The 12,841-nt window shown below is 47.9% G+C and carries 15 protein-coding genes; 10 read left to right on the top strand and 5 right to left on the bottom strand.

Features of this window, described 5'->3' with window-relative positions:
- Positions 1 to 6: 6 nt before the first annotated feature.
- The 10 genes from lafA (at position 7) to L1D31_RS16340 (ending at position 7,670) form a co-directional block, all read left to right on the top strand.
- Positions 7 to 834: a lateral flagellin LafA gene (gene lafA, locus L1D31_RS16385; protein ID WP_239838145.1), complete on the top strand. Its 828-nt coding sequence runs from the start codon at positions 7 to 9 to the stop codon at positions 832 to 834.
- A 343-nt stretch (positions 835 to 1,177) separates the two neighbouring features.
- Positions 1,178 to 2,515 (top strand): flagellar filament capping protein FliD, encoded by a 1,338-nt coding sequence (gene fliD / locus L1D31_RS16380; RefSeq protein ID WP_239838144.1) that lies wholly within the window; start codon positions 1,178 to 1,180, stop codon positions 2,513 to 2,515.
- A gap of 21 nt (positions 2,516 to 2,536) precedes the next feature.
- Positions 2,537 to 2,923: a flagellar export chaperone FliS gene (fliS, locus tag L1D31_RS16375; protein WP_239838143.1), complete on the top strand. Its 387-nt coding sequence runs from the start codon at positions 2,537 to 2,539 to the stop codon at positions 2,921 to 2,923.
- Positions 2,907 to 3,221, top strand: coding sequence for a LafD (locus L1D31_RS16370; RefSeq protein WP_239838142.1), 315 nt, complete (start codon positions 2,907 to 2,909; stop codon positions 3,219 to 3,221). The genes fliS and L1D31_RS16370 overlap by 17 nt, the downstream gene beginning before the upstream one ends.
- Positions 3,222 to 3,223: 2 nt before the next feature.
- On the top strand, positions 3,224 to 4,222 hold the full coding sequence (locus L1D31_RS16365; protein ID WP_239838141.1) for a flagellar hook-length control protein FliK: 999 nt from the start codon (positions 3,224 to 3,226) through the stop codon (positions 4,220 to 4,222).
- A 14-nt stretch (positions 4,223 to 4,236) separates the two neighbouring features.
- Positions 4,237 to 4,734 (top strand): flagellar basal body-associated FliL family protein, encoded by a 498-nt coding sequence (locus L1D31_RS16360; protein ID WP_239838140.1) that lies wholly within the window; start codon positions 4,237 to 4,239, stop codon positions 4,732 to 4,734.
- A gap of 12 nt (positions 4,735 to 4,746) precedes the next feature.
- Positions 4,747 to 5,475, top strand: a complete 729-nt coding sequence (locus tag L1D31_RS16355) for a FliA/WhiG family RNA polymerase sigma factor (protein WP_239838139.1) — start codon at positions 4,747 to 4,749, stop codon at positions 5,473 to 5,475.
- A gap of 9 nt (positions 5,476 to 5,484) precedes the next feature.
- On the top strand, positions 5,485 to 6,342 hold the full coding sequence (motA, locus tag L1D31_RS16350) for a flagellar motor stator protein MotA (protein WP_239838138.1): 858 nt from the start codon (positions 5,485 to 5,487) through the stop codon (positions 6,340 to 6,342).
- Entirely contained in the window at positions 6,342 to 7,334 is a 993-nt protein-coding gene (locus L1D31_RS16345; RefSeq protein WP_239838137.1) for a flagellar motor protein MotB, read from the top strand. Before motA ends, L1D31_RS16345 begins: the two co-directional genes overlap by 1 nt.
- 48 nt (positions 7,335 to 7,382) lie before the next feature.
- Positions 7,383 to 7,670 (top strand): hypothetical protein, encoded by a 288-nt coding sequence (locus tag L1D31_RS16340; protein WP_239838136.1) that lies wholly within the window; start codon positions 7,383 to 7,385, stop codon positions 7,668 to 7,670.
- A 94-nt stretch (positions 7,671 to 7,764) separates the two neighbouring features.
- Here the strand turns inward: L1D31_RS16340 and L1D31_RS16335 are convergent, their stop codons facing one another.
- Genes L1D31_RS16335 through L1D31_RS16315 form a run of 5 tightly spaced genes read right to left on the bottom strand, consistent with a single transcriptional unit; the run spans position 7,765 to position 12,764 of the window.
- Positions 7,765 to 8,808: a flagellin gene (locus tag L1D31_RS16335; RefSeq protein WP_239838135.1), complete on the bottom strand. Its 1,044-nt coding sequence runs from the start codon at positions 8,806 to 8,808 to the stop codon at positions 7,765 to 7,767.
- A gap of 17 nt (positions 8,809 to 8,825) precedes the next feature.
- On the bottom strand, positions 8,826 to 9,722 hold the full coding sequence (gene flgL / locus L1D31_RS16330; protein ID WP_239838134.1) for a flagellar hook-associated protein FlgL: 897 nt from the start codon (positions 9,720 to 9,722) through the stop codon (positions 8,826 to 8,828).
- Positions 9,723 to 9,737: 15 nt separating this feature from the next.
- Positions 9,738 to 11,111, bottom strand: coding sequence for a flagellar hook-associated protein FlgK (gene flgK, locus L1D31_RS16325; protein WP_239838133.1), 1,374 nt, complete (start codon positions 11,109 to 11,111; stop codon positions 9,738 to 9,740).
- A complete protein-coding gene (locus L1D31_RS16320) occupies positions 11,112 to 11,657 on the bottom strand; it encodes a rod-binding protein (RefSeq protein WP_239838132.1) in 546 nt (181 codons plus the stop codon).
- Positions 11,658 to 11,666: 9 nt separating this feature from the next.
- Positions 11,667 to 12,764 (bottom strand): flagellar basal body P-ring protein FlgI, encoded by a 1,098-nt coding sequence (locus tag L1D31_RS16315; protein ID WP_275666164.1) that lies wholly within the window; start codon positions 12,762 to 12,764, stop codon positions 11,667 to 11,669.
- Positions 12,765 to 12,841: the final 77 nt, after the last annotated feature.

Genomic DNA, 12,841 nt, shown 5'->3' with positions numbered 1-12,841 from the left:
ACCATAATGGCTTTATCAATGCACACTAACTACGCATCACTCGTTACACAGAACACACTAAGCAGCACAAACGATCTACTGACAACCGCTATGGAGCGCCTAAGTACTGGTATGCGTATCAACTCTGCAGCGGATGATGCCGCAGGTCTGACTATCGCTAACAAATTAGAAGCGCAAACTCGTGGCATGTCAGTTGCGATGCGTAACTCTCAAGATGCAATCTCAATGCTGCAAACAGCAGACGGCGCACTAGAAGAGCTAACTAACATTGCTTACCGCATGAAAGACCTTGCTACTCAAGGTGCGAACGGCACAAACGGTACCACTGAGCTTTCAGCGCTAAACTCAGAATATCAAGAGCTTGAGAAAGAAGCGGTACGTATTATGGGTGAAACCACATACGGTGCAGGTCAAAAGCTACTGACTGGCGGTAAACTAGCTGCAGCAGTAGATTTTCAAATCGGCGCATCAGGTGCAGAGAAGCTCACTGTTGACGTGTCTACTGCACTAGGCGACGTAGACTTCACTACAACAGGTGACCTTGATACTAATGCTAACTCTAACGCTCAAATCGCTGTTGTTGATGGCTTATTTGATAAAATCAACACTGTTCGTTCATCACTAGGTGCAAACATTAACCGTCTCGAGCACACCATCAATAACCTAGCAAACGTGTCTGAAAACACGGCGGCTGCGAAAGGCCGAATCACAGATGCTGATTTCGCGGTTGAATCTTCAAACATGACGAAGAACCAAATGCTAATGCAAGCAGGCACTACGGTTCTTGCTCAAACGAACCAAATGCCAAGCATGGCAATGTCTCTACTTCGCTAATCAGCGATAGACACTCTTCTATTTATTTTACTCCAGTGATTTTAGCCTCCCTTGCGGAGGCTTTTTTTGGTTTTAAAGTCTCTCATCAAACGCTTTTTTCATTTAACAACCCCTGCCATTTGGTCGCCTTAAAACATTGAGCAAAGCTGATCTTCATTCAAGGAAACAGCGGAACTCAGCCATGGGAAGTCACACTTCCGCAAAACCAAGAAAAAAAACATAACTTATTGATATTTAAAAGCTAAGTGAATGGCACTCATCTTGCTATTTTTCTAATCAAATCAGAATGATGATAGCGATATGAACCACAACGGTCATACACAAAAGACAAGGGAGTACTCTGATGAGTTCAATCGATCCAGCTACGATGGCACAGCAACTCGCCACCTTCGACGTCCAGTCATTTAGACAGCGCTACACCAATCAGGCCTCCCAGTACCAATCTCAACTGGATGCACTTGGCAAAGTCGAATCTGCATTGCGTGAATTCCGTACCGCTGTGAATGACATGAACAACAGCACATCAGGGATCATCAAAAATAGCGCAACCGTGTCGAGTGAGGGGTTCTTCACTGCCAGTGCAGACTCCAAAGCACTGACAGGCAGTTACCAGATCTTTGTTGAGCAGATCGCAACAGCACATCAAGTCTCAACGGGTATGCCTGCAAACCTGGAGCCGACAACTGAAATACCGCTGACGGGCACGCTCGAATTTAAAATCAACGGCGAGACAATGACGCTGGATCTCTCCACTCTAGACAGTGATGGAGACGGCAAAGCAACTATGGCCGACTTAACTTCAGCGATCAACAATGACTCCGACAATCCGGGCGTTAACGCTACCTTAGTTCGCTCCGGTGGACAAACCCACTTTATGCTCTCCAGTGAAGAAACGGGGGTCGCTAACAAGATTGAAGTCTCAGCAACTGGAACCGGCCAAAGTTGGTTTGAAGATGCCTTCACAAACCTAAATCAGATTAGCGAAGCAAAAGACGCCATTATCTGGTTAGGTGCCAAAGATTCAGGCCTTAAACTCGAAGGCAGCAGCAATACCTTTAGTGATGCTATCGATGGCCTCGACATCACTGTCAGCAAGGCCCAGGAAACTGGCGAATCGCCGTTAACGCTCAGTGTCAGCGGTGACAACGACGCCACTAAAGAGCAAGTTACTCAGTTCGTTGACGCCTATAACAAGCTGATGTCGACCGTTGACGAATACACCAAGGTAGATACGGAAAACAACACTCGGGCTGTTCTAGCCAGTGACCCTACCCTACGAGCGATTGAAAGCCAGGTGAAGTCTGTTGTACGCGGTGATTTCGGTGGTCTGCGCCTAAGTCAAGTCGGTATTGAGATTGATCGTAACGGCAAAATGAAGATCGATTCTGAAAAATTTGAACAGGCTCAAATCGATAATAGTGCAGGTCTTGAAGCGATGTTTAATGGAGACGGCAATCTATTGGATAGCATCGACACCATCATTGAGCCTTACCTGCAATTCTCCTCCGGCCTATTTAAATCTCGTAAAGACGCACTAAAGCAGAACATTGATCGCATCAGCGACAAGCAGGTCGTGCTGGACCGTAAATACGATATGGCTTACGACCGCTACCTCAAGCAATTTACTCAAATGAACACCATTATGCGCCAAATGAACCAAACCATGTCGATGTTTGGTTAACGGCCACCAGGAGACGATTTTATGTTAATGGATTCAGGCTACAACTCTTATCAACAGGTCGATCTTGATGCTCAGGCAGCCTCGGCAAACCCACATCAACTGGTGGTGATGTTGATCGATGGGTTACTCAACGAAATCGAACGAGTCCGCGGTCACATGGCCGCGGGCCGCCTTGCAGAGAAAGGGGCTGGCATCAACAAATGTATGAACATTTTGGTTGGTTTAGACAGCGCACTTGATGCAGAAAACGGCGGCGAAATCGCTGAAAACCTCCACCAACTCTACGACTTCTGTCAGGTCGAGCTTTATCAAGCAAGCGTACAAAACAACCTAGACAAACTCACGAGCGTGGAACACGTCATGAACAATATACGAGAAGGGTGGATGAGTTTTGGTCAGCAAGCATAAAGTGTCCCCTGAACGGTTTCGCCATCTCGCCAAACTGATTCAGATCGCAACAAAAACCCAAGATTGGCAAGGGCTAAAACGCTACGATCTTCAATTAAGAGAGCTGCTAGAAAGCCATCAGCCCTATCTCAAAGATCCCCGACTCGCGCCTGTCATTACTGAAGTTAAATCGGTACACAAACAGGCTTTTGACGCACTGGATAAAGCCATCAACGAGCTGGAAGCCGAGATTAATGTTGTCGACGCTCAACATGAGCGAGCAAAAGCTTACCAACTTGCCATGACCATGGAGTACTAGCAATGAATACACCTTCACTGCACACCATGACAGGTCAAAGACCAGAGCAGTTATCCGCTGATGGTACGATCCAAAAAGCCCGTGGATTCGGTCAGCCTGCCGAACAAAACACTGGCTTTACTCTCATGGGGCAACCAGCATCGACGCTTACTGGCAGTCAGCCAAATGCTGAACAAACTGTCGTAACCTTCACGGATGATAGCGAGGAAATGCTAGGGCAGGAAAATAGCTCAGATCATGCGACTACGCTACAGATTGAAAGCCCTCATCTACTAAAAGAACACTCTGCGACCATGGATACTTTGGCATCGCTGCAACTGAAACAAAAACGAGCAGTGGACGGTTCTCAAGCGTTCAATGCCGCCCCCGTTTCAGCAACAAATTCGTCAGACAAAATGACGTCACAAACAATCAGCAGTCAATTGATCAAGCAAGCAGGCGGGCCTTTGAGTATCGACACGCCTATCAACCAAAGCCCATCAGTACAGAGTGCTCTGCAAACGTTAGCCTCAACACAAACACAACTTCAAGTCTCACATCAACAACCTACAACAACATCTGTACAAACGGCAGAGTGGGCAGCAGTTAAGGTCGATACGAGTGCGGCTAAGTGGGGCGAGCAAATGATGCAGGTGCTGCATGATAGAGTCTCGCTTCAAGCACAACAAAGTATGCAAGAAGCCAAAATCCGTCTTGACCCGCCAGAGCTTGGGAAACTGGACTTGCTGGTTCGTGTTGATGGCGATCGCCTCAACGTGCAAATCAACGCCAATGCGGCCGCAACTAGGGAAGCCTTGCTTCAGGTTTCTGACAGGCTACGTGCTGAGTTGCAAGACCAGAACTTTGTCCATGTCGACGTCAACGTAGGCTCAGGAGAAAGCGAGCGCGACCCGTCACCTCATCAAGGTGAACATCAAACACATATATTCGACAGTCGCGAGTTTGCCAATTCAGACAATACCAATGATCCATCAGAGCATTGGCTCAGCACACACGCATAATTAGGAATAGGGTTATGACAAAACAACAAATGATCGCGCTCTTTGCAGCGATGATTCTCACCAGTGCTCTGGTTTCAGCAGCAACCGTCATCGGCGGAATTTGGCTCATAAAGCAGTCGGGAGACAGTCCTCAGTCAGAATCATTTTTCTCAGATTCTCCTCTCGCTTTTCTCATCGAAGAACGTCAACCAGCTCAGACACCTAGCTTCCACTCACTGGATAAAATTGTTCTGAGTGTCAAAGGTAAGCGTCAGACTCACTTTGTTATGTTGGAAGTCGCGATTGAAACTCGCCGTCCAGAACGAATTCAGAATATCGATGACTACATGCCGGTTGTACGGAATTCGTTACTTAAGCTTTTCAGTGACAAAACCTACGAAGACCTTCATCAAGATGGCGCCGTTAACCTGCTGCAGAATCAGGTCAAACAAACGGTACTGCTGGCCTTTGAAAAAACCGACATTCTTCGCGACATCGATGATGTCTTGCTGACGAAATACGTCGTGCAATAAGGAACACGGCCCATGTTGGATATGAATTTTCAGGAAGAATACGGCGTCGAAGGTGAAATCAGTTCACCTTCCATCCCTATTGATGAGAACAAGTTGCTCAAACAGCACCAAGTGCTGGTCAACCGTATCGTCAATCAACTCAGAGCCCATGCTACACCGCATTGCAGTATCGAAGACATGCAGCAAATTGGCCTTATTGGTTTACTGGAAGCGGGCCGTCGATACGGAAACGTTGAGGACCCCAACTTCCCTGCCTTCGCGGTCTGTCGGATCCGCGGAGCAATATTAGACGAGTTACGACGGCTGGATTGGCGGTCAAGAAAAACGCGTCAGCAGGCTCATGAACTTAATGATGTAACCCGCGATTTGATGCGTTCTCTTGGCAGGCAACCAACCGATGCTGAAATCATCAAGGCATTGGGAACAGACGAACAAGATTATCTTACTCGACAAAATGCGGCGCTGGCCGGAGAAATGCAGAGTCTTGATCAATTGATTGAGAACGGTATCGAAGCACAATCTGACGCTGTTTATGACGGAATGTCCCATGAGCAAACTCGTCGCAGTCTCGAAGTCGCTCTGGATAAATTGCCGAAAAGAGATCAACTGCTTTTGACGCTATTTTATCAACACGAACTTAACCTTCACGAAATCGCTTTAGTGCTTGATCTGACGCCTCCAAGGATTTGTCAGCTACACAAACAAGCACTCAAACAACTCAACCACTACTTATCCTCCTAGGAGTCACAAATGCAAAAGTTTTTTGGAGCCATCACCGTCTTACTGTGTGTCTTTGGCGGATATATGTGGGCAGGCGGTAAGCTTGGCGCTATCTGGCAACCGGCTGAGTTTCTGATCATCATTGGTGCCGCTGCAGGTTCTTTGATCATAGGTAACCCACCACAAGTTCTAAAAGAAATGCGTCAGCAAGTCCGTGCTACCATTTCCGCCCCACGCGAAGAGTATGAGTACTACATGGAGCTGATGGCTCTACTTAATAACCTGCTTGAAACAGCACGTAGCCGAGGCTTTAAGTTTCTCGACTCTCATATTGAAGCCCCTGATCAGAGTTCGATCTTTCTCGCCTACCCGAAAGTCGGTTCAGATTATCGGCTGATTTCTTTCATTACTGACAACTTGCGTTTAATGGCCATGGGTCAAATGTCGCCTCACGAGTTAGAAGGTTTACTGGAACAGGAAATCGAAGCCATTCAAACCGAAATGCTGCTGCCTTCTCGCTCAATGCAGAGAACGGCTGAAGCACTGCCGGGCTTTGGTATCTTGGCGGCTGTGGGTGGCATCATCATTACGATGCAGGCTATTGATGGCTCAATCGCCCTAGTGGGCTACCACGTCGCTGCAGCTCTGGTTGGAACATTTGTTGGTATCTTTAGCTGTTACTGCTGCCTTGATCCGCTCAGCAATGCTATGGCGCAACGTGTAAAGCGCAACATGACCGCATTCGAGTGTGTTAGAGCAACACTGGTGGCCTATGTGGCGAAAAAACCCACGTTACTTGCCATCGATGCCGGCCGTAAGCATATCCAGTTAGACATTAAACCGACATTCAATCAGATGGAGAAGTGGCTCTCTGAGCAGGAGGCGTAATGCAAAGACAAGAACAGGTGGTTTTCAAACGAACCAAGACCGTCGCTGATGATGACTTCCACGGAGGCGCTTGGAAAGTCGCTTTCGCTGATTTCATGATCGCCCTAATGGCTCTATTTTTGGTCTTATGGGTGATGCAGATTGTCGATAAAGAAGAGCGCAAGGCGATTGTGGCTCACCTTCAAAGTGCAAGCGTCTTTGACAAGAGTTACGGTAATCCGTTTGATACCTCACAAAGTATCTCTCCGATTGACTTGGCTGCCGACTCTTCCGTACCGAGCCGACATGATTCGACGCATATTGTCAGTTCATTCTTTCAAGGCGATGGTGATGGTCCGGAAACCGATTCTCTGATCCCGGGCACATTCGACACTCAAGAGCGACTGGCAGCATTGGCGAAGGTAATAAAAGAAGCGGTTCGCCAAATCAGCGCTCAGGGGAATGTCAATGTCACGGTGACACCACAGGGTTTACGGATTGTTCTGCAAGACGATTATAAGCAGCATATGTTCAGTCGTGGCGGGTCAGAACTAACACCATTCTTTGAAGATCTTCTCCTTGCGTTGGCGCCTGTCTTTAAGCGGGTAGAGAACCCACTGATCATTAGCGGTCATACGGATTCTACCCGGTTCAAAGGTCATGTTGAACGCCGTTCGAATTGGGAGTTATCAGCATCACGCGCGAATATCGCCAGACAGACTCTCGTTTCAGGTGGGATGCCCGACGAGCGAGTATTGCAAGTAACCGGTATGTCGGATCGCGCTTTACTCAATGGAGATGAGCCGGAATCCAGTGAGAACCGACGTATCGAGCTGTTTATACTGACCACACCAGCCGCCAAAGTATTGGAAACCTTCTTTGGTAATCAAGCTGACAGCGAACTGCAAAAAGCAAAACAGAAAGCAGAGTTTAATCAGCCAGTAATTCGCCAGGAAGTGATTAACTTTTCCGGCACCCAAGCTCCTTCGAAGCCAGCGCTTCAACAACTTTAACTCTCTCAGGCGCTCTTGCAGCGCCTACTAACTCAAGCGTAAAAGCACATGCCTCAATATACGGTCCGACACGCCAAAAAAGATGGATTACAAAAAGCCTTTATGTGGCTGATTGTCATCGACTACGTGTTGCTTTCTCTATTCCTTAGCCAGTTGTACAACCTGACTTTAAATGGAGGCACGGCCATTAGCACTCTACTGCTTATCTACAATGTCCTACTCACTTTTCTCTGCTTTCAACGTACTGACAAGCGCGATTCTTACATTATTTACCCAACGTTATCAGCAACGCTACTGGCTTTCGTCTGCTTCCTGTACTTCTTCTTTCTGGTCTGACGCGACTTTCCTTTAGGCAAAAAAATGCTCTTCAATTAATGAAGAGCCAAACGAGCAATAGAAATCGGTCAATTGTTTTAGCTGGGCTTCCGTCTTAGCTTCTCATCAACGCCACCACAGAATGACGCTTTACGTTCGCCTGAGCATTGAGAGCCATAAAGGCTGTGGAAAACTGACCTGAATTCTCATCGAAGAGTTTAAGTTTGTCTTCGACTTGGTGAGCAGAAATCACCGAAGACTGCTTATGAAGCGTTTGCATTTGCATCGTCAATTCAGAACCCACTGCGCTCGCCTGCTCTAACCCAACCTGTACTTGACGGAAGTGCTGGTTCACCTTGGCGATGGTCTGTTTGATTCCGTCGCGTGAGCTCAAGTCAAAGCTTAGCTCGGCAATACCTTCTGGTTCCGCTTTAAGCGTCATCACATTAGATTGCCCAGCAGGGAAACGATGCCCCTGACCCGTGACCATCACCTTCTGTTGCATCTGCTGATAAGCCTTCTCTGAGGATTCAAATAGTATCGTTCCATCCTCAGACAACGAGGCTCTGAGCCCAAGAGGAATCAGGCTTCGGTCTAGCATCTTGACGGTTTGCTTGCCCTCTGACAGGCCATCAAACTCAACCATCACTGAGTTTCCTTGTGGGAAGTCGAGGCGAATTTGTTCCGCTTTATCACTCAAACGATGGATGTTTAGCCCGGGAATTGAGAAACGACGCATATCCGCTTTGTCGAGCTTGAGCGTCAGCTCGTTGTCGATCACCTTGTTACCGTCAAAACGTGCGTTGTCTAGAATGCGCTCTATGTTTGCTTTGGCTCCTGTTAAGCCTTCTTTTAAACCAGCCACATTGCTCGCGCCAAGATTCATTGCTCGGGTAAGGCCCTGCTTAATCTTGGCCAACTCACCGCCTATGGCTTGTAAAGAGCGTGTCGCAATCTGAACTGAAGTGGCATTTTGTTGCCCCTGAGTAAGCAAAACACCAGACACCGAATACGATGCTGGTGTTTGATTGTGGGCCGCCAATTTACGCTGCCCGGTATCACCATGAGACTCTGAAGAACGAGGAGGAGAAATAGAAGCTCTATCGTGCCCAGTCAATCTGACATTGTGTGGGCGAACCTCAACTGTGCTCATTACCATATTTCAATTCCTGCTTATCAAATGCGGTCGAATAAGTTGAGATCATTAATCTTAACGTAGCTAGCTTGAGTCGCTTGCAATGCGGCCATGTAGTTACTCAAACGAACTGAAGCTTCACCATAATCTAGCGCGGAGAGGTCGCTGCTGACCTTATCAACAAACAATTTATTTTCACCGTGAGCACTATCCATCAAATCTAGGTTGTTGTGACGACCACCCATTTCAGTCATCGCAGCTAACACGTTGCTGGATGTTGCTTCGATAGAGCTGAGCGTCGATTCAACCGTAGTTCGAAAAGCTGGAGTGGGTGATTGGAACTCTGCAATCAAGGCATCAAGATCGTTAAGAACGTTATTGCCACCTAGATCTAGAATTTCCTGTGCGGTCATATTGGATTCCATCGTCACGCCTTTCGCTACTGTCACAACCCGCTTATCACTGTTGCCTTGGATTACGTAGCTACCACTCGCGTTGGACAAAGCCGCCGTATCTGTTTTAGTTCCGGAGAACAAGTAACGGCCTTCTTCATCCTGAGCATTGAACGCGGAAACAACTGAAGAACGTAGACTTTCCAATTCGCTGATGATGCCAATACGTTCACTGCTTGTTAACGTCCCGTTCGCTCCCCATAGCACACGCTCATTCATCATCTTTAGACTTTCATTCACGGAGTCGAGCTGCACTTCCTGATTGGATAATGCCGTCTTTACATTGGATATATTAGTCTTGTACTGAGTGATCGCCGAGCCTTCACGCTCTAAATTTAGTAATTGAACAGACGCCATTGGGTCGTCGGACAGTTTGGTCAGACGTTCACTGGTAGACATTTGCTGCATCACTTGCCCAAGCCCAGCGTTATTAATTTGCAAACTTTGCAGCATCATCTGACTGAATTGAGTATCACTAATTCTCATCTGTCTTTCCTATATTTAGAATAACTGAAGTACTGAATCGAACAGCTGATTCGCTGTACTGATCACTTTCATATTGGCGTTGTGAACGTTGGCAAACGTCATTAAATTGGCCGCTTCCTCATCACTGTTTACGGCACTGACGTTGTCACGAGCGGCAACGGCCTGTTCACTCATTGCCAACTTAGCCTGATAATCCGCATCAGCCTGACGTGCTTTGATTGCTGTTTCACCTACCATTGCAGCAAATACATCGTTCAATGTTACTGAGCCAAAACCACTAATTGACACGGCTTTGTTACTGACAGCAATTAAGCTGTCCAGTACATCCGCATTGCCAGGATTACCGTCACCAGACAAAGCAAGTTCCTCTGGCTTCAAATCAGTAATCGTCAGGCTTGCAGCAGGGTTAGCAGGGTCGTAACTGAACAAAGGCTTACCCGTATTACCATTGAGATCTTGACCAGTAACCAGTACAGAATTGAATTCATCGGCTAATGCCTGAGCCATATCGTCAATCGCGGTACGGTATGGCTTTAACACCTCCGTCTGATAATCCGTCAGTGCGCCAACCTGCCCGCCTGGCGTATCCGTCACCGCAAAGCTCTGAGTACCAAACTCAACATGCAAAGCAGCAAGGTATGGATCACTTGGGTCAGGAACGGCTTTAAGCACAGCGGCATCTCCACCCATAACCAGTGGTTGCCCAGAAGAAAGCGTCACCTGCAAACTACCATCAGCCTGTGATGTCGTTTTCACTTCCACCACTTGGGACAACTCTCCAATTAATGTGTCGCGGGTGTCCATTAGTTGAGCTGGGTTTCCCCCTGTTCCTTGCATCTCAACGATCTGTTTGTTCACGTCCGCAATATTAGTCATCAAACTGTTAGCATGAGCAATGGCCGCATTACGCTGGTCGTTAACATCTTTATGTTGGTGCGAGAGCGACTCAGTGAGGGTGTTAAAACGTCGCGCAAGGGCTTCGGATTCATTAATGATTTGCTGACGATAAGGCACCGATTCTGGTTTTACCGTTGCATCATTCAGGGCTGAAAATAGAGTATCCAGACCAGCTGAAAGGCTAAACCCGTCAGCGCCGAGCGTATTTTCCAGTTGACTCATCGTGCTGCTGTAGCGAGTCGCGTAAGCGGAAAGACTATTTGTCGCCCAAGTTTGCTTGACCAGATACTCATCGGTGACTCGGCGAATACTGGTCACTTCGACCCCTAGCCCAGGGTGTAACTTGTCGTGTTTCGTTCCACCAACCGATGCCATCAAAGCTTGTTGCCGGCTGTATCCCGGTGTATTAATGTTGGAGACGTTTTGCGCTGTGACGTCTAGGGCCACACGATTCGCGTTAAGCCCAGAAAGGGCAATATTGACGAGATTCATTTACAGCTCCATTTTTCGAATCAATGGTTGGGCGAAAGCCGTTGTCACACCTGCTTCGCCCAACATTTGTCTAACTGAGGCGACCGACTCCTGGCTCGAATGAAGTGCAGGTGCAGAATTAGGCGCAACGGAAGCTTCAGCGTGTGAGCTTGCTTCCACCTCACTAAGAGTGTCATTCGCTGGCAAGGTTGATTCACTGGCTGAAAATGCCACTTCTGAAATTGAAGGGCTGAGCTGTTTAATCAACATTTCTGAAATACCAGAATGCTGTTTCTTGGACATTTCAATCGCCAGCTGGCCATCGTACATATCGCGAAAAACACCCTGTTGCTGGCTGGAGAATGGGCTGTCATCGTCGGCCAATACATCACTACTACTGCGCATCTGCCGCAGTACCAACTGTAAAAACATCGCTTCAAACTGACCCGCCACTGTCTCCAGAGCGGCTCCCTGTTCGTTACTATTCTTTATGTTCATCAGAGCACTGTTATCGTGATAAAGCACCGAGTTCATAGAAGACTGTTCGTTCAGTCCGTCAAGTTTCATAAAGACTCCTTAAATCACTACCAGCTCTGCATTCAATGCCCCTGCCTCATGCAAGGCTTGTAGAATCGACATCAAATCCGTAGGTGTCGCCCCTAAGCTGTTGACCGCACTAACGATTGTGTTGAGCTCCGTACCCGGAGGCCAGATCACCATTTGCGCTTGCTCTTCGCTGACGTCCAATAGCGACTGGTCGACAACTTTTGTTTCACCGTCAGCAAACGCGTTTGGCTGGCTCACCTGTTGCGATTCAGCAATGGTGACCGTTAAGTTGCCATGGCTTACCGCCGCTTCACTGACCTTGACACTTTTACCTATCACAACGGTACCGGTACGAGAGTTGAAAACGATGCGCGCTGGTTTGCGTCCTTCTACCACGCTGATGTCTTCTAACATCGACATCATGACCACTCGCTGCTGGCTGTCTTTTGGCGCTTTGACGCTAATGCGCACATTGTTTTTGGCAACCGCGACTTTAGGCCCAAAGATGTTATTGATCTCACGTGCAATATTCTTAGCGGTCGTAAAGCTTGGTTTTCTCAGGTTCAGTACCACGTTATCTTGCTCTGAAAAGTCATTGGGTACTTCTCGTTCCAGCGTGGCACCACCGGGAATCCGACCAGAAGTCGGGGTATTAATGACGATTTTAGAGCCACTTTTTCCTTCAGCAGACACGCCGCCCACGACGACATTGCCCTGAGCAACGGCATACACCTCACCATCGATACCGCGCAGTGGTGTCAGCAGCAGGGTACCGCCGCGCAAACTCTTGGCATCACCGATGGAAGACACCACCACATTCAGCGTTTGCCCTGCACCTGCCATCGGCTCAACCGTAGCAGTCACACTCACTGAAGCAACATTGCGCAATTTTGGGTTAGTGCTGTCATCGATTTGTACACCGAATTGTCGCAACATATTGGTGATGGATTGCGCGGTAAATTTGACCTGATTGCGGTCGCCCTGCCCGTCTAGGCCAACCACTAGTCCGTAACCAACCAATTGGTTTTCACGAATACCCTGCACATCAACTAAGTCCATGATAGGGATTTCAACTTCAGCTTGAGCAGGTAACGCTGTCCCTAGTGACAACACCAGCAGCATCCCCATCAAGAATGAATCTCTTTGCTTAGCAACCCTCTTCTCATGCGCCGAGCTAAATCGGGGAGAAAGAGAGCTAAGAACGG

Origin of the sequence: Vibrio sp. Isolate23 (assembly GCF_022398095.1) — a bacterium.
Classification (GTDB): Bacteria; Pseudomonadota; Gammaproteobacteria; order Enterobacterales; family Vibrionaceae; genus Vibrio; species Vibrio coralliilyticus_A.
The sequence above is the reverse complement of the archived record's forward strand: the minus strand, read 5'-3'. Positions and strand labels throughout refer to the sequence as shown.

Coding starts and splice junctions, on each gene's coding strand:
- lafA (WP_239838145.1), top strand. CDS start 7: ATGGCTTTATCAATGCACACTAACTACGCATCACTCGTTACACAGAAC.
- fliD (WP_239838144.1), top strand. CDS start 1,178: ATGAGTTCAATCGATCCAGCTACGATGGCACAGCAACTCGCCACCTTC.
- fliS (WP_239838143.1), top strand. CDS start 2,537: ATGTTAATGGATTCAGGCTACAACTCTTATCAACAGGTCGATCTTGAT.
- L1D31_RS16365 (WP_239838141.1), top strand. CDS start 3,224: ATGAATACACCTTCACTGCACACCATGACAGGTCAAAGACCAGAGCAG.
- L1D31_RS16360 (WP_239838140.1), top strand. CDS start 4,237: ATGACAAAACAACAAATGATCGCGCTCTTTGCAGCGATGATTCTCACC.
- L1D31_RS16355 (WP_239838139.1), top strand. CDS start 4,747: ATGTTGGATATGAATTTTCAGGAAGAATACGGCGTCGAAGGTGAAATC.
- motA (WP_239838138.1), top strand. CDS start 5,485: ATGCAAAAGTTTTTTGGAGCCATCACCGTCTTACTGTGTGTCTTTGGC.
- L1D31_RS16345 (WP_239838137.1), top strand. CDS start 6,342: ATGCAAAGACAAGAACAGGTGGTTTTCAAACGAACCAAGACCGTCGCT.
- L1D31_RS16340 (WP_239838136.1), top strand. CDS start 7,383: ATGCCTCAATATACGGTCCGACACGCCAAAAAAGATGGATTACAAAAA.
- L1D31_RS16335 (WP_239838135.1), bottom strand. CDS start 8,808: ATGGTAATGAGCACAGTTGAGGTTCGCCCACACAATGTCAGATTGACT.
- flgL (WP_239838134.1), bottom strand. CDS start 9,722: ATGAGAATTAGTGATACTCAATTCAGTCAGATGATGCTGCAAAGTTTG.
- flgK (WP_239838133.1), bottom strand. CDS start 11,111: ATGAATCTCGTCAATATTGCCCTTTCTGGGCTTAACGCGAATCGTGTG.
- L1D31_RS16320 (WP_239838132.1), bottom strand. CDS start 11,657: ATGAAACTTGACGGACTGAACGAACAGTCTTCTATGAACTCGGTGCTT.
- L1D31_RS16315 (WP_275666164.1), bottom strand. CDS start 12,764: ATGGGGATGCTGCTGGTGTTGTCACTAGGGACAGCGTTACCTGCTCAA.